The sequence below is a fragment of the Nocardioides aquiterrae genome (genome assembly GCF_039526625.1).
Classification (GTDB): domain Bacteria; phylum Actinomycetota; class Actinomycetes; order Propionibacteriales; family Nocardioidaceae; genus Nocardioides; species Nocardioides aquiterrae.
Window position 1 is genome coordinate 1 of the sequence record NZ_BAAAJE010000019.1, and the last position, 14,864, is coordinate 14,864.

Genomic DNA, 14,864 nt, shown 5'->3' on the forward strand with positions numbered 1-14,864 from the left:
CGCTGCTGCGGGTCCAGCATCGTGTCGTCGTGCCCGTCGGGCTCCTCCAGCTCCACCGACAGGCAGTGCGCGACCACCTCGGTGCCGGGCTGCCACTTGGTCACCCCGGGCCCGGTGCGCAGCACCACGCCGGCCAGGTCCGACCCGACCACGTGGTAGGGCAGGTCGTGCCGCTTGGTCAGCGGCGAAAGCCGGCCGTAGCGCTCCAGGAACCCGAAGGTCGAGACCGGCTCGAAGATCGAAGTCCACACGGTGTTGTAGTTGATCGCCGAGGCCATCACCGCCACCAGCGCCTCACCCGGCCCCAGCTCGGGCAGCGCCACGTCCTCGACGTGCAACGACTTGCGGGGATCCTTCTCCTTGGTCGACATCCCCTCGAACATGTCGACCTCGTCCTTGTGGACCGTGGCCGCACGGTAGTGGTCGGGGATCTCCAGGTTCGCGAAGTCTCCGGTGGCCGCGCTCTGCTCGTCTTCCTGGCTGGCCATGATCGCGTCGAGGATGTGCTGCACGTCGGCTCCTGTGTTCAGGGTCGGGGCTTTGGCGGGGACATTACCCATCGGTAACCGTGGCTGACACCCCGGTGTGACCTACCTATCTGCGTGATCTGACGGCGCCGCCGGCTCGACGAGCTCGACGAGCACCCCACCGGCGTCCTTGGGGTGGATGAAGTTCACGCGCGACTCCGACGTACCGCGCTTCGGCTCGTCGTACAGCAGCCGGACGCCGCGCTCCCGGAGGGTGGCGCTGACGGCGTCGATGTCGGTGACCCGGTAGGCCATCTGCTGGATGCCGGGACCCTTGGTGTCCAGGAACTTGGCGATCGTCGACTGCTCGTTCAGCGGGGCCAGCAGCTGGATGTGCGACCCGGAGTCGCCGACGGCCATCATCGCCTCTCGGACGCCCTGCTCCTCGTTGACCTCCTGGTGCGCCAGGCGCATCCCGTAGGTCTGCTCGTAGAAGGCGATCGCGGCGTCCAGGTCCGGGACGGCGATGCCGACGTGGTCGATGGCGGTGAACAGGTGCGAGCTCATGGCGCACATCGTCGTACGGCGACCGGAGGGCCGCGAGCGGGTGTGACGTGTTCCACCCTCGCCGGGCCCGGAACCCGTGGGTAGGGTCGGCGCCAGAAGCACTCACGAGTTCTCTGGAGGCACCATGTCCGGTCCGTCCGTCATCGTCGCGGGGGCGCGCACCCCGATCGGCCGCCTGTCCGGCAGCCTCAAGGACTTCTCCGCCGCGCAGCTGGGCGGCGTGGCGATCAAGGGCGCCCTCGAGAAGGCGGGCGTCTCGGGCGACCAGGTCGACTACGTGGTGATGGGCCAGGTGATCCTGGCCGGCGCCGGCCAGAACCCCGCGCGGACGGCGGCGATCGCGGGCGGGATCCCGATGAACGTGCCGTCGATCACCATCAACAAGGTGTGCCTGTCCGGCATCAACGCGATCGCGCTCGCCGACCAGCTGATCCGCGCGGGCGAGGTCGACGTGGTGGTCGCCGGTGGCATGGAGTCGATGACCAACGCCCCGCACTTCCTGCCGAAGTCGCGCGAGGGCATCAAGTTCGGCGACGTGAAGCTCGTCGACTCGATGGCCTACGACGCGCTCTACGACCAGGCCACCCAGCAGGCGATGGGCCTGCTCACCGAGGAGTGCAACGCCGCGGCCGCGAACCTGACCCGCGAGGAGCAGGACGAGTTCGCCGCGCAGTCGCACCAGAAGGCCGCCGTCGCCTGGAAGAACGGCATCTTCGACGAGGAGGTCGTCCCCGTCGAGATCCCGCAGCGCAAGGGCGACCCGATCCAGTTCGCGACCGACGAGGGCGTGCGCGGCGACACCACCGCGGACTCGCTCGGCAAGCTCCGCCCGGCGTTCTCCAAGGAGGGCACCATCACCGCCGGCTCCTCCTCGCAGATCTCCGACGGCGCCGCCGCGGTGGTCGTGATGAGCAAGGCCAAGGCCGAGGAGCTCGGCCTGGAGTGGCTCGCCGAGATCGGCGCGCACGGCCAGGTCGCCGGCCCCGACTCCACCCTCCAGCTGCAGCCGGCCGCCGCGACCGCGAAGGCCTGCGCGAAGGAGGGCATCGCCCCGACCGACCTCGACCTGGTCGAGTTCAACGAGGCGTTCGCGGCCGTCGGCATCTCCTCGGCGCGCGAGCTGGGCCTCGACAACGCCAAGGTGAACGTGAACGGCGGGGCGATCGCGCTGGGCCACCCGGTCGGGATGTCCGGCGCCCGGATCGTGCTCCACCTCGCGCTCGAGCTCAAGCGCCGCGGTGGCGGCGTGGGTGCCGCCGCGCTGTGCGGCGGCGGTGGCCAGGGCGACGCCCTGATCGTGCGTGTCCCGAAGGGCTGAGCGCGGCATCCCCGCGTCTCCCAGGGCCGTCGCGAGCGGCGTCCAGCGCGTGCGCTGGCAAGGCGGAGGAGGGAGGCGGCTCGGGTATGCCTGCGACTGACGACAACGAAGCCAGCGTGCGTGATGGGCGTCGCGTAGCAGGCCGGGGGAGGCGCGGGGATGCCGATGTCGGTGACCTCGTCGAGCGCGCCCGCGCCGGCGAGGCCCGGGCCGTCGCTCGACTGATCTCGCTCGTCGAGGACGAGTCCCCGCTGCTGCGGGAGGTGATGGCGGCCCTGGCGCCGCACACCGGCAACGCGCAGGTCATCGGCATCACCGGCTCGCCCGGCGTCGGCAAGTCGACGTCGACGAGCGCCCTGGTGACCGAGCTGCGCCGCAACGGCAAGCGGGTCGGCGTCCTCGCGGTCGACCCGTCGTCGCCGTTCTCCGGCGGTGCGCTGCTCGGTGACCGGGTCCGGATGCAGGACCACGCCCTGGACCGGGAGGTCTACATCAGGTCGATGGCGTCGCGCGGCCACCTCGGCGGCCTGGCGTGGACGACGCCGCAGGCGCTGCGGGTGCTGGACGCCGCCGGCTGCGACGTGATCCTGATCGAGACCGTCGGCGTCGGGCAGAGCGAGGTGGAGATCGCCGGCCTCGCCGACACCACGATGGTGCTGCTCGCGCCGGGCATGGGCGACGGGATCCAGGCCGCGAAGGCCGGCATCCTCGAGATCGGCGACCTGTACGTCGTGAACAAGGCCGACCGGGACGGCGCCGAGCAGGTGCGGCGCGACCTGCGCTCGATGCTCGCGCTCGCCGAGCGCACCGAGGGTGCGTGGAAGCCGCCGATCGTGATGACGGTCGCGCAGAAGGGCGAGGGCCTCGGGGAGGTCGCCGCCGAGCTCGACAAGCACCGGGCCTGGATGGAGTCGAGCGGCGAGCTCGAGCGCCGCCGTACCCGACGGGCTCGGGACGAGATCGAGGCGATCGCGGTGACCGCGCTGCGGTCCCGGTGGGGCGACGTCCACGGCCGGTCCGAGCTGGACGACCTCGCCGCGGCCGTGGTGGCGGGCACGAGCGACCCGTACGCGGCGGCGGACGTGCTCCTGGAAGACCTCTGACGGTCGCGTCCGGGCCCGGCCGACGGGCCCGGTCTGCCGCCGATCCGGTCTAGACCGGCGTGTCCGGTGGCCGTCGCTCACCCGGTCGGGTAGACATCGGGTCGATCCATGTCCTGACTCCGGGTGTCTGCGGATGGAGCTTCCCCATGAAGAAAGCAGTGATCGCGCTGCTCGTCGTCTTCGGCCTGTTCTGGATGGTCACCGACCCCCACGGGCTCGCGCAGTCCGCGCACCGGGCCGGCGCCAGCGGCGCCCAGATGACCGGGTCCTTCTTCGACGCGGTGATCACGTTCATCCGCGAGGTCGAGTAGGCCGATGGCGCTCGGTCTCTGGGTCGACCCGCGCATCGCGAAGCACCTGCTCCGCGACGAGGGTGAGGTGATCGTCGACGAGGTGCGGCACCACTGGGCGGCGTACGTGCGCCCGGTCCTCGAGGGCCTGGTGGGCTTCGGCCTGCTCCTGCTGAGCGGGGTGACGCCGGTGGACGTCGCCTGGCTGCCGATCCTGCTCGCGTTCGGCGTGCTCGGGCACGCGCTGTGGCTCGCGGTCGCCGCCCACCGCGACCGGTTCGTGATCACGAACATGCGGGTCTTCCGCGTGCACGGGGTGCTGGGCCAGAGCCTGGCGACCATGCCGCTGAGCCGCATCCTCGACATCACCGTGCGCCGTCCGCTGCACGGGCGGATCCTCGGCTTCGGCCACTTCTGCTTCGAGTCCGCCGCGCAGGAGCAGGGGATCCGGGACGTCCGGTACGTCGCGCACCCGTACCAGCGCGATCTCGCGATCCAGCGGGTCGTCCAGCGCGCGGGCCTGCGGGGGCGCCAGTTCCACTAGGGCCGCCCGCATGGACGGCGCGAGCCGGCTGGGGGACGCGGCGACTAGCCTCCTGGCGTGACCTTGCCCTTCGATCCCATCGACGAGGCCGCGCGTCAATGGGGCACCCGCTGGGACCGCGTCCCGGCCATGCACGCCGTCACCTCGCTGATGCGGGTGCAGCAGCTGGTGATCGGCCGCCTCGACGCGATCCTGAAGCCGCACGGCCTCACCTTCGCGCGCTACGAGGCGCTGGTGCTGCTGGTGTTCTCCTCGCGCGGCTCGCTGCCGCTGGGGAAGATGGGGGAGCGGCTGCAGGTCCATCCGACCTCGGTCACCTCGATCGTCCGGCGGCTCGAGACGGCCGGCCTCGTGGTGCGGCGGGCGCATCCCGAGGACGGCCGGGCGGTGCTGGCCGAGATCACCGAGGCGGGCCGGGAGCTCGTCGAGCGGGCCACCCAGGACCTGGTCGACGCGGAGTTCGCGCTCGGGGCGCTCGGCGACGACGACCTGGCCCGCCTCTCCGAGCTGCTGCGACCGGTGCGCAAGGCGGCCGGAGACTTCTGAGCCGCCGGCCCGGGCCGCAGTTGGACGATTTAGTTGGACGTCCTACTATTTCGGCATGAGCGAGAGCGCACGTGACCGCTGGCAGTCCCGCTACGAGAAGTCGCGCGTCCGGGAGGCCGACTTCACCACGCTGAGCGGGCTCGACGTCGAGCCGGCCTACGGCACCGACGACTCCGAGTGGCCCGGCGAGTTCCCGTTCACCCGCGGCCTGTACCCGACCGGCTACCGCGGCCGCACCTGGACGATCCGGCAGTTCGCCGGCTTCGGCAACGCCCAGCAGACCAACGAGCGCTACCGGATGATCCTCGGCCGCGGTGGGGGTGGGCTCAGCGTCGCGTTCGACATGCCGACCCTGATGGGCCGTGACTCGGACGACCCGAAGTCGCTCGGCGAGGTCGGCCACTGCGGCGTCGCGATCGACTCCGTCGCCGACATGGAGGTGCTCTTCGACGGCATCGATCTCGGCGACGTCACCACGTCGATGACGATCAGCGGCCCGGCCGTCCCGGTCTTCTGCATGATGCTCGTGGCCGCGGAGCGTGCCGGCGTCGACACGCGGACGCTCAACGGCACCCTGCAGACCGACATCTTCAAGGAGTACATCGCGCAGAAGGAGTGGCTCTTCGCGCCCGAGCCGCACCTGAAGCTGATCGGCGACCTGATGGAGTACTGCGCCGCGAACATCCCGGCGTACAAGCCGCTCTCGGTCTCCGGCTACCACATCCGCGAGGCCGGCTCGACGGCCGCGCAGGAGCTGGCGTTCACGCTCGCCGACGGCTTCGGGTACGTCGAGCTCGGGCTCTCGCGCGGCCTGGACGTCGACGTCTTCGCGCCCGGACTGTCGTTCTTCTTCGACGCGCACGTCGACTTCTTCGAGGAGATCGCGAAGTTCCGCGCCGCCCGCCGGATCTGGGCGCGCTGGATGCGCGACGTCTACGGCGCGCAGACCGAGAAGGCGCAGTGGCTGCGCTTCCACACCCAGACCGCGGGTGTCTCGCTGACCGCGCAGCAGCCCTACAACAACGTGGTGCGCACCGGCATCGAGGCGCTGTCCGCCGTGCTCGGCGGCACCAACTCGCTGCACACCAACGCCCTCGACGAGACCCTCGCGCTGCCGTCCGAGCAGGCCGCCGAGATCGCGCTGCGCACCCAGCAGGTGATCATGGAGGAGACCGGCGTCGTCAACGTCGCCGACCCGCTCGGCGGCTCCTGGTACGTCGAGGCGCTCACCGACCGGCTCGAGGCCGAGGCCACCGCGATCTTCGACAAGATCCTGGCGATGGGCGGCTCCACGCTCACCTCCGAGCAGCCCGAGCAGATCGCGGAGGCGGTCCGCAACGGCGAGTGGCTGGTGACCCGCGGCCTGCTGCGCGGCATCGAGGAGGGCTGGTTCATGTCCGAGATCGCGGAGGCGGCCTTCCAGTACCAGGTCGCGCTGGAGAAGCGCGAGAAGCGGATCGTCGGCGTGAACTGCCACGAGGAGTCGGTCACGCACGACCTGGAGATCCTGCGAGTCTCGCACGAGGTCGAGGTCGAGCAGGTCCGCGCGCTCGGCGCGCGCCGCCAGGCCCGCGACGAGGCGTCGGTCCGGGCCACGCTGGACCGGATGGTCGAGGCCGCTCGGGCCGGCGAGAACCTCCTCGAGCCCATGCTGGACGCCTGCCGCGCCGAGGCCACGCTGGGCGAGATCTGCGACGCGCTGCGCGCCGAGTGGGGCGAGTACCGGGAACCCGCGCGCTTCTGAGCCCGTCCATGCCGGCATGAGGCTCTGGCTCGTCGCCCTGCTGGTCCCGATCGCCGCGTGCTCCGACGATCGCGGCGAGTGGTGGCAGGAGCCGCCCGCGGGCTCCCGGTGGGTGGGGTACGACGGCGCGGTGGTCGCCGTGCCGGACTGGTGGACGACGGGTGAGACGCAGTGCGGCGAGCCGGTCGAGGACACGGTCTACGTCGACTCCGGTGCGATCTACGACTGCGCGAACCCGGCCGACCCGGCGGTCGTCGCCGAGGTCTCGTCGCTGGCGGTCAGCAGTGAGGGCGGACGGGCGGTCTTCGAGGTGACCATCGCCGACCAGGGCGACGGCGACGAGGAGCAGATCCTGGGGTCGCGCCGGCAGCTGCCCGAGGGCGTCACCACGGTGCCGCTCGCGGTGGCCGGGGGCTGGACCCCCGCCTGGGGAGCCGACCCGAGGACGGTGCGCGACCTCACCGCGGCGATCGAGGCCGCCGGGCTGGGAGTGCGGCTCGAGACCGTCGAGCCGGACCCGAACGGGGACGTCGCGGACCTGGCGCCGGGCAGCCTCCTCGACGTCGAGCCCGCGCTCGGCACGCCGGTCGTGGCGGGGAGCACGGTCGTGCTCAAGGTCATGGGCGGGGGGACTTCCGGCCCATGACCGGGCGTGCGGGCTCTGGTGGAATCAGGCTGTGGACCTCGCTCGCGCCCTCACCGGCCTGCCGGACAACCCCCGCGTCGTCGTCACGGGCAACCATGCGACGCCCTGGCACGTCCTGAAGCTCCTCGACGAGGAGCTGGACACCTATCGACTCTGGGCGCTCAACGGGCAGCGCGGCCTGCCGGACCGCGAGGGCGTCACGATGGAGACGTCGTTCGTCGGGCCGGGGCAGCGGCACAGCCGTCGGCTCAGCTACGTGCCGTCCCGGCTGTCGATGGTGCCCACGCTGTTCGGCCGGCAGTTGCCGCCGGACGTGGTCGTGCTGCACACGACCCGCCCGCGCGACGGCAAGGTGTCGCTCGGCGTCGAGGTCAACGTGCTGCCCGCCGCCGTCGAGGCCGTCAAGCGGCGCGGCGGCGTCGTGATCGCCCAGGTCAACGACCACATGCCGTGGACGTACGGCGACGCGCTCCTCGACGTCGGCCTCGTCGACCTGCTCGTGGAGGCGGACGCCCCGCTGCCCGCGGCGCCCGCCGGCCCGGTCGACGAGGAGGCCGCCCGGATCGGCGCCCTCGTGGCCCACCGGGTGAGCGACGGGTCGACCCTGCAGGCCGGCATCGGCGCCGTACCCGACGCGACCCTGCACGGCCTGACGGGCCGCGCGGGCCTGCGGGTCTGGACCGAGATGTTCTCCGACAGCGTGCTGGCGCTGGAGAAGGTCGGGGCGCTGGACCGGACGGTGCCGATCACCGCGTCGTTCCTCTTCGGCTCCCCGGAGCTGCTCGAGTGGGTCGATGGCAACGACCGGGTCGAGATGCGGCGTACCGAGGTGACGAACAGCCCGGCCCGGATCGCCCAGAACCAGCGGATGGTCAGCGTGAACACCGCGCTGCAGGTCGACCTCTTCGGCCAGGCGAACGCGTCGCGGATCAACGCCCGGATCCACTCCGGGTTCGGCGGCCAGACCGACTTCATCGTGGGGGCCATGCACAGCCTCGAGGGGCAGGCCTTCATCGCGCTGCGGTCGTGGCACCCCAAGGCGGACTGCTCGACGATCGTCCCGCTCGTGGACGAGCCGGTGACGTCGTTCCAGATGAGCGCGGTCGTCACCGAGCAGGGGATGGCGGAGATCGCCGGGCAGGACCAGCGCGAGCAGGCCCGCCAGCTGATCGAGCACGCCGCCCACCCGAGCGTCCGCGAGGAGCTGCGCGAGGAGGCCGTGGCGCTGGGGCTGGCCTGATCTCCCTAGGATTGGTCGTATGAGCCAGCAGCCGTTCTCCCGTCCCGGTGCCGTCGACCTCTCCGGGTTCGCGGGCGCCACGCCCGCGGGCGCACCCGAGGGTACGCCGGCGGGCTCGTCGTACGCCGTCGTCGTCACCGAGCAGAACTTCCAGTCGACCGTCGAGGCGTCCACGACCGCCCCGGTGTTCCTCGTCTTCTACTCGCCGACCCGGATGCCCGAGAGCGCCGACCTCGCGCGCGACCTCGAGATCCTGTCCGGGGAGTTCGAGGGCCGGTTCCTCGTCGGCCTGGTCGACATCGACCAGGTCCCGCAGATCGCGCAGGCCATGCAGATCCCGTCGATCCCGCTGGTCGTGGCCGTGCTCGACGGCCGGCCGGCGCCGCTGTTCCAGGACGTGCTGCCGCTCGACCAGCTGCGGGCCCAGCTCACCCAGGTGATGCAGCAGCTGACCGCGAACGGCGTCGCGGGCCGCCATCAGCCGCGCCACGTCGCGGCCGAGGGTGAGGACGGCGAGCCCGCGGTCGACCCGCGGTACGCCGCCGCCCAGGACGCGCTGGGCGAGGGCGACATCGACCGCGCGGTCGCGGAGTACCAGAAGCTCGTCGACGCCAACCCGGCCGACGCCGAGGCCGCCGCCGGGCTGGCGATGGCCAAGGTGCTCCAGCGCACGGCCGGCGTCGACCTCGGCGCGGCCCGTGAGGCGGCCGCGGCGAACCCCGACGACGTCGACGCGCAGACCATGGTCGCCGACCTCGACATGCTCGGCGGCCACGTGGAGGACGCGTTCAACCGGCTGGTCGAGCTGGTCCGGCGTACCTCCGGCGACGACCGCGACCGGGCACGCGAGCACCTGCTCGGGCTGTTCGCCGCGGTCGGCAACGACGACCCGCGGGTGCTGCGGGGCCGGCAGAACCTCGCGTCCGCCCTCTTCTGATCGGGTCGTCCGCCTCTCGCGCGTGTATGCGCCACCCTCAGGCGGACGACCCGGCGAGGGCCCCCAGGACCGCACACACCGCGGGTGAGTCCGCCATGCTCCGGCGGTGCACCGCGATCACCTCGCGGGTCGGCGCGGGATCGTCGGCGGGTACGCCGACCAGCTCGTCGCCGAGCGGCTGCCGGCCGAGCCGGGGCACCAGCGCGATGCCGAGCCCGGCCCGCACCAGCGCGAGGTGGGAGTCGAACTCCACCGAGGTGTGGGCGATGCGGGGGAGGCGCCCGGTCCCGGCGTACATCCGGGTCAGCCACTGGCGGCAGATGGTGCCCTCGGGGGTGGCGATCCAGTCGTCGTCGACGAGGTCGCGCGGCGTCAGCGCGGGGCGGTCGGCCAGCGGGTGGTCGCGGCGCATGATGACGTCCGCGACGTCGTGCGCGACCACGGTGCTCGCGAGGTGGTCGGGGATGGTGATCGGGAGGTCGCCCCAGCGGTGCACGACGCCGAGGTCGGTCTGCCCCGAGGAGACCAGGTCGACCGTGTCCCAGGGTTCGCGCTCGGTGAGCGACAGGATCAGCTCGGGGTGGGCGTCGCGCAGCCGCCGGACCACCGGGGCGACCAGGCCGCGCATCGCCGTCGAGAACGCCGTGACCCGCAGCCGCCCGGCGACCGCGCCGGCGCGGCGGTGCAGCGTCGACTCGACCTCCTCGAGGTCGGCCAGCAGCCGGCCCCCGGCGTCGACGAGGTGCCGGCCGTGGTCGGTGAGGATCACGCCCCGGCCGACCCGCTCCAGCAGAGGCACGCCGGTCTGCCGCTCCAGCCGCTTGACCTGCTGGGACACCGCGCTCGGCGTGAACCCCAGCGCCTCGGCGGCCGCCACGACCGAGCCGTGGGTGTCGACGGCGCGCAGGCTGGCCAGCGCGGCGAGGTCGATCATGCAGGGATGCTACATCGAACGTTGCATGATCGTTCGCTGGTGCTTCATGATCCGGACGGGCAGGCTGGTCCGGTGAGCCGCCGTGACTCCCTCCTCGCCGCCCTGGTCGCCTCGATCTGGGGGCTCAACTTCGTGGTGATCGACTGGGGGATGCACGACGTTCCACCGCTGCTGTTCGCGGCGATCCGCTTCGCGGCCGTCGTCTTCCCCGCGGTGCTCCTGGTACGCCGGCCGGACGCGCCGTGGCGGGTGGTCGCCGCCGTCGGACTGTTCATGTCCCTGGGCCAGTTCGGCTTCCTGTACGTCTCGATGCACGCGGGCCTGCCGCCCGGCCTGGCCGCGCTGGTCCTCCAGGCGCAGGTGATCTTCACGGTGCTGATCGCCGCGGGCGTGCTGCGGGAGGTCCCGACCGTGCCCCAGGTCGCCGGCGTGCTGCTCGGCTGCGCGGGCCTGGCGGTCGTGGCGGTCGGCCGCGGCGGGCACGTCCCGGCGGGGGCGGTGGCGCTCTGCCTGCTGGCCGCGCTGTCGTGGGGGATCGGGAACGTCGTGAGCCGGGCGTCCGGCGTGCGCGGCGGCCTCTCGCTGACGGTGTGGTCGGCGGTCGTGGTCCCCGTGCCGCTGCTCGCGCTGTCGCTGCTCGTCGACGGGCCCTCGGTGGTCGGTGCCGCGCTGACGTCGTTCTCGTGGCAGGCCGCGGTGTCGACGCTCTACACGGCCGGGCTCGCCTCGCTCGTGGGGTACGGCGTGTTCAACACGCTGCTGTCGCGCAACCCGTCGTCGTCCGTGGTGCCGTGGGTGCTGCTGGCCCCGGTCGTGGCGATGGCCTCGGCCTGGCTGCTGCTGGGCGAGCGGCCGAACGCCGCCGAGCTCGCCGGCGGCCTGATGCTGGTCGCCGGCGTGCTCGTGGCGATGCGGGACTCAGGCCGCGGGGCCCTTCGCGCGGACGTCGGCGACGGCGTTCATGGCCTGCCGGAGCTCGGCGAGCCAGTCACCCTCGTGCTGGCCGACCAGCCGGACGCACCAGGCCAGCGCGTCGGACCGTGACCGGGCGACGCCCGCGTCGACCAGGGTGTCGAGCACCAGCCGCTGCGGCTGGCGGAGCCGGGTCATGACCGGTGCCGAGACGTGCGTCCAGAGCTCGCGGTGGTCGCCGACGGCGAGCCCCCAGGACACCTTCCGCTCGAACCGGTGCTGCGCCTCCTGGGCGATCTCCATCCGCCGTTCGCGGGTCTCCTCGCGGAACGCCGACGCGCGGCCCGCCCGCGCCTCGGCCGTGGCGGCGTCGGAGCCCTGCGGCTCGACGTCCGTCGTGGTGAGCACGACCGTGATCTCCTCGCGGTCGACGGTGACGTCGGCGGGCTGCCAGTCCGCCGGGAGCCGGCCGGCGAACCAGCCCGTCACGCGCTCCCGTTGTTCCTCGGTAATCATGTAATCATCGTTGCACGACTGGTCAAACTTAAGGTCGCCGACGCTTGTAACGCGGTGTCGGGACCACTGGGAACCCGCTGCAACGGGTTCACAGTGGTCGTAACACCGCGTTACAGCCGGGTGTGGTCGCGTCAGGCGTAGCCGGACTCGGTGTAGGTCGGGCCGTCGTCGTCGAGGTTGGCGAGCGCCGCGGCGATCCGGCGGGCGGTGAAGTCGGCGCACCGCTCGAGGACCTGCTCCGGGGTGCAGAACTCCGCGGTCCGGATCTCGCGGGTCTGCCGGACCACCGAGTCGAGCAGGGACGGGTCGTGGACGCCGCCGTCGAACACCAGGCAGAGCGCGTCGTCCCAGCCGCTCCACGGCGGCAGCCAGTCGGTGAGCAGCAGCCGGCCGACGGGGACGGTCAGCCCGAGCTCCTCCTCGACCTCCCGGGCCACGGCGACCTGCGGCGACTCGCCGACCTCGACCACGCCGCCGGGCAGGTCCCAGTCCTGCTTGTAGGTGAGCTGGCACAGCAGCACCCGGGAGTCCGTGGAGCGCATCAGCAGCTGGCTGATCGCCCGCTTGCGCGGCAGGAACGAGTTGAGCAGCGCGCGGAAGCCCTCCGGTTCGTGGACCGGTGTGTCGGTCGCCAGCCGCGCATACACGATCCGGTCCACCGGCTTGCCGCCCACGGTGACGCCCCGCATCACGCCCTCGCGGCGCAGGCCCGACCAGGTCGCGGTCCGCTGCGCCGCTTCGTCGTCGGGGTCGACCAGGGCCTCGACCCGGGCGTGGTCGACCAGGGCGGCCGCGACCTCGTGCCGGACGACGTCGACCGGTTGGTCCGGCGACCAGGTGATCCGGGCGATCCCGTCCGCGACGGTGGTCACGATCGTGTTCGGCTCGGTCACGGGGAAAGACTAGCCACGCTTCCGGAACCACACCGTCGCCAGCGGCGGCACCACGATCGTCGCGTGGGCGGGCTGCCCCGACCACTCGCCGTCGACCGCGGTGACCGTGCCGAAGTTCCCCACGCCGGAGCCGCTGTAGGCCTCGGCGTCGGTGTTCACGACCTCGTCCCACTCGCCGCTCTCGGGCAGGCCGAGCCGGTAGTCGTCGTGCGGCACGGACGCGAAGTTCGCGACGCACACCACGTCGGGGTCGCCGTCGCGGCCGCGCCGGATCCAGGAGAACACGTTGCGCCCCGCGTCGTTCGCGTCGACCCACTGGAAGCCGCCCGGGTCGTTGTCGCGCGACCACAGCGCGGGGGAGGCGACGTACGCCGCGTTCAGGTCGCGCACCAGCGACTGCACGCCCCGGTGCTCGGGGTGGTCGAGCAGCCACCAGTCGAGCTCGCGGGACTCCGCCCACTCCGACTCCTGGCCGAACTCGATGCCCATGAACGTCAGCTGCTTGCCCGGGTGCGCCCACATGAAGGCCAGGTAGGCGCGCAGGTTGGCGAGCTGCTGCCAGCGGTCGCCGGGCATCTTGCGCAGCAGCGAGCCCTTGCCGTGCACGACCTCGTCGTGGCTGAGCGGCAGCACGTAGTTCTCCGACCACGCGTACACCAGCGAGAACGTCATCTCGCCGTGGTGGTACGCGCGGTGCACGGGCTCGCGCGCCAGGTAGCCGAGCGAGTCGTGCATCCAGCCCATGTTCCACTTGAAGCCGAAGCCCAGCCCGTCGGAGTCGGTCGACCGGGTGACGCCCGGCCACGACGTCGACTCCTCGGCGATCGTGGTGACCCCGGGAACCCGCTTGTAGACGGTCGCGTTCATCTCCTGGAGGAACTGCACCGCCTCGAGGTTCTCGTGGCCGCCGTGGATGTTCGGCGACCACTCGCCCTCCTCGCGGGCGTAGTCGAGGTAGAGCATCGAGGCCACGCCGTCGACGCGCAGCCCGTCGGCGTGGAACTCCTCGAGCCAGTAGAGCGCGTTGGCGTACAGGAAGTTCCGCACCTCGCGCCGGCCGAAGTTGAAGATGTGGGAGCCCCACTCCTTGTGCCAGCCGCGCTGCGGGTTGGGGTCCTCGTACAGCGGCGTGCCGTCGAACCGGGCCAGCGCCCACTCGTCGGTGGCGAAGTGGCCGGGCACCCAGTCCAGGATCACGCCGACCCCCGCCTGGTGCAGCCGGTCGACCAGCAGCCGGAAGCCGTCGGGGTCGCCGAACCGCGCGTCCGGCGCGAAGTACGACGTGACGTGGTAGCCCCACGAGCCGCCGAACGGGTGCTGCATGACGGGCATCAGCTCCACGTGCGTGTAGCCGAGGTCGGCGACGTACGACGGGAGCTCGTCGGCGAGCTCCTCCCACGACCAGTACCGCCCGTCGTGGTGCTTCTTCCACGACCCGAGGTGCATCTCGTACACGCTCATCGGCTCGTTGGCCGGCTGCTTGGTCGCGCGCTCGGCGAGCCACGCGTCGTCGCCCCACGCGTACGACGACTCGAACACCCGCGAGGCGGTGTCGGCGGGCTTCTCGGCCCAGGACGCCATCGGGTCGGCCTTCTCGCGCCACTGGCCGTCCGGCCCGAGGATCACGTACTTGTACGACGTCCCGCTGCCGACGCCCGGCACGAACAGCTCCCACACGCCGGACGAGCCCAGCTGGCGCATCGGGTGCTCGCGTCCGTCCCAGCTGTTGAAGTCCGCCTTGATCCGGACCGCGCGGGCGTTGGGCGCCCAGACCGCGAACGACGTGCCGGTGACCGGCTCCAGCGCGCCGGGGTAGTGGTGCAGGCGCGCGCCCAGCACGTCCCAGAGCCGCTCGTGCCGGCCCTCGTTGATCAGGTGCAGGTCCATCTCGCCGAGCGTGGGCAGGAAGCGGTAGGGGTCGTCGATGACGTGCTCGTCCGGCCCGTAGCTGACCGCGACGCGGTAGTCGGGCACGTCCGGCAGCGGGATCACGCCGGCCCAGATGCCCTCGTGCTCGTGGGTGAGCTCGGTCTCGCCGCCCTCCCACCGCACGACGACCCGCGACGCCAGCGGCTTCAGCACGCGCACGGTCACGCCGCCGTCGTACGGGTGCGGACCGAGCACGCCGTGCGGGTTGCCGTGCTCGCCGCGCACCACCTGGGTCAGCTCGGCGGGGTCGACCTTCAGCAGCTTCGGGGTGCTCATGC

The 14,864-nt window shown here is 72.2% G+C and carries 15 protein-coding genes and 1 pseudogene; 10 read left to right on the plus strand and 6 right to left on the minus strand.

Annotation, left to right across the window (positions count from 1 at the left end; genetic code table 11):
- Together ABD086_RS17485 and mce are read right to left on the minus strand one after the other, a co-directional pair.
- Positions 1 to 512 (minus strand): alcohol dehydrogenase catalytic domain-containing protein (locus tag ABD086_RS17485; protein ID WP_425571650.1); only part of this gene is annotated, 512 nt, incomplete at its 3' end.
- 78 nt (positions 513 to 590) lie between these two features.
- The gene (mce, locus tag ABD086_RS17490; RefSeq protein WP_343908889.1) at positions 591 to 1,043 is read right to left on the minus strand and encodes a methylmalonyl-CoA epimerase; all 453 of its coding nucleotides are present in this window, start codon (positions 1,041 to 1,043) and stop codon (positions 591 to 593) included.
- A gap of 115 nt (positions 1,044 to 1,158) precedes the next feature.
- Here mce and ABD086_RS17495 point away from each other — a divergent pair, with 115 nt between their 5' ends.
- From ABD086_RS17495 to ABD086_RS17535, 9 genes are all read left to right on the plus strand, one after another.
- A complete protein-coding gene (locus tag ABD086_RS17495) occupies positions 1,159 to 2,352 on the plus strand; it encodes an acetyl-CoA C-acetyltransferase (RefSeq protein ID WP_343908890.1) in 1,194 nt (397 codons plus the stop codon).
- A gap of 116 nt (positions 2,353 to 2,468) precedes the next feature.
- Positions 2,469 to 3,455 carry a methylmalonyl Co-A mutase-associated GTPase MeaB gene (meaB, locus tag ABD086_RS17500; protein WP_343908891.1) on the plus strand — a complete coding sequence of 329 codons (987 nt, stop codon included), beginning with the start codon at positions 2,469 to 2,471 and terminating at the stop codon, positions 3,453 to 3,455.
- A 146-nt stretch (positions 3,456 to 3,601) separates the two neighbouring features.
- Positions 3,602 to 3,766: a hypothetical protein gene (locus ABD086_RS17505; RefSeq protein WP_343908892.1), complete on the plus strand. Its 165-nt coding sequence runs from the start codon at positions 3,602 to 3,604 to the stop codon at positions 3,764 to 3,766.
- 4 nt (positions 3,767 to 3,770) lie between these two features.
- Positions 3,771 to 4,289 carry a PH domain-containing protein gene (locus ABD086_RS17510; protein ID WP_343908893.1) on the plus strand — a complete coding sequence of 173 codons (519 nt, stop codon included), beginning with the start codon at positions 3,771 to 3,773 and terminating at the stop codon, positions 4,287 to 4,289.
- 57 nt (positions 4,290 to 4,346) lie between these two features.
- A complete protein-coding gene (locus ABD086_RS17515; protein ID WP_343908894.1) occupies positions 4,347 to 4,835 on the plus strand; it encodes a MarR family winged helix-turn-helix transcriptional regulator in 489 nt (162 codons plus the stop codon).
- A 55-nt stretch (positions 4,836 to 4,890) separates the two neighbouring features.
- Positions 4,891 to 6,579 (plus strand): coenzyme B12-dependent isobutyryl-CoA mutase large subunit, encoded by a 1,689-nt coding sequence (gene icmA / locus ABD086_RS17520; protein WP_343908895.1) that lies wholly within the window; start codon positions 4,891 to 4,893, stop codon positions 6,577 to 6,579.
- 16 nt (positions 6,580 to 6,595) lie between these two features.
- Positions 6,596 to 7,225 (plus strand): PASTA domain-containing protein, encoded by a 630-nt coding sequence (locus tag ABD086_RS17525; protein ID WP_343908896.1) that lies wholly within the window; start codon positions 6,596 to 6,598, stop codon positions 7,223 to 7,225.
- A gap of 31 nt (positions 7,226 to 7,256) precedes the next feature.
- Positions 7,257 to 8,465, plus strand: a complete 1,209-nt coding sequence (locus ABD086_RS17530) for an acetyl-CoA hydrolase/transferase family protein (protein ID WP_343908897.1) — start codon at positions 7,257 to 7,259, stop codon at positions 8,463 to 8,465.
- Positions 8,466 to 8,484: 19 nt separating this feature from the next.
- Positions 8,485 to 9,402: a tetratricopeptide repeat protein gene (locus ABD086_RS17535; protein ID WP_343908898.1), complete on the plus strand. Its 918-nt coding sequence runs from the start codon at positions 8,485 to 8,487 to the stop codon at positions 9,400 to 9,402.
- A gap of 37 nt (positions 9,403 to 9,439) precedes the next feature.
- On the opposite strand, the gene ABD086_RS17540 is transcribed toward ABD086_RS17535, so the two are convergent.
- Positions 9,440 to 10,336: a LysR family transcriptional regulator gene (locus ABD086_RS17540; protein WP_343908899.1), complete on the minus strand. Its 897-nt coding sequence runs from the start codon at positions 10,334 to 10,336 to the stop codon at positions 9,440 to 9,442.
- A 6-nt stretch (positions 10,337 to 10,342) separates the two neighbouring features.
- Here ABD086_RS17540 and ABD086_RS17545 point away from each other — a divergent pair.
- A pseudogene (locus tag ABD086_RS17545) lies at positions 10,343 to 11,233 on the plus strand (EamA family transporter); the annotation flags it as partial.
- Between the two features lie 21 nt (positions 11,234 to 11,254).
- On the opposite strand, the gene ABD086_RS17550 reads toward ABD086_RS17545, so the two are convergent.
- The 3 genes from ABD086_RS17550 to glgB all read right to left on the minus strand — a co-directional run bounded on the left by ABD086_RS17550 (position 11,255) and on the right by glgB (position 14,862).
- A complete protein-coding gene (locus tag ABD086_RS17550; protein ID WP_343908900.1) occupies positions 11,255 to 11,764 on the minus strand; it encodes a hypothetical protein in 510 nt (169 codons plus the stop codon).
- Between the two features lie 131 nt (positions 11,765 to 11,895).
- The gene (locus ABD086_RS17555; RefSeq protein WP_343908901.1) at positions 11,896 to 12,657 is read right to left on the minus strand and encodes an NUDIX hydrolase; all 762 of its coding nucleotides are present in this window, start codon (positions 12,655 to 12,657) and stop codon (positions 11,896 to 11,898) included.
- A gap of 9 nt (positions 12,658 to 12,666) precedes the next feature.
- Positions 12,667 to 14,862: a 1,4-alpha-glucan branching protein GlgB gene (gene glgB, locus ABD086_RS17560; RefSeq protein WP_343908902.1), complete on the minus strand. Its 2,196-nt coding sequence runs from the start codon at positions 14,860 to 14,862 to the stop codon at positions 12,667 to 12,669.
- Between the last annotated feature and the right edge of the window lie 2 nt (positions 14,863 to 14,864).

Coding starts and splice junctions, on each gene's coding strand:
- mce (WP_343908889.1), bottom strand. CDS start 1,043: ATGTGCGCCATGAGCTCGCACCTGTTCACCGCCATCGACCACGTCGGC.
- ABD086_RS17510 (WP_343908893.1), top strand. CDS start 3,771: ATGGCGCTCGGTCTCTGGGTCGACCCGCGCATCGCGAAGCACCTGCTC.
- ABD086_RS17540 (WP_343908899.1), bottom strand. CDS start 10,336: ATGATCGACCTCGCCGCGCTGGCCAGCCTGCGCGCCGTCGACACCCAC.
- glgB (WP_343908902.1), bottom strand. CDS start 14,862: ATGAGCACCCCGAAGCTGCTGAAGGTCGACCCCGCCGAGCTGACCCAG.
- ABD086_RS17495 (WP_343908890.1), top strand. CDS start 1,159: ATGTCCGGTCCGTCCGTCATCGTCGCGGGGGCGCGCACCCCGATCGGC.
- ABD086_RS17550 (WP_343908900.1), bottom strand. CDS start 11,764: ATGATTACCGAGGAACAACGGGAGCGCGTGACGGGCTGGTTCGCCGGC.
- ABD086_RS17505 (WP_343908892.1), top strand. CDS start 3,602: ATGAAGAAAGCAGTGATCGCGCTGCTCGTCGTCTTCGGCCTGTTCTGG.
- ABD086_RS17525 (WP_343908896.1), top strand. CDS start 6,596: ATGAGGCTCTGGCTCGTCGCCCTGCTGGTCCCGATCGCCGCGTGCTCC.
- icmA (WP_343908895.1), top strand. CDS start 4,891: ATGAGCGAGAGCGCACGTGACCGCTGGCAGTCCCGCTACGAGAAGTCG.
- ABD086_RS17535 (WP_343908898.1), top strand. CDS start 8,485: ATGAGCCAGCAGCCGTTCTCCCGTCCCGGTGCCGTCGACCTCTCCGGG.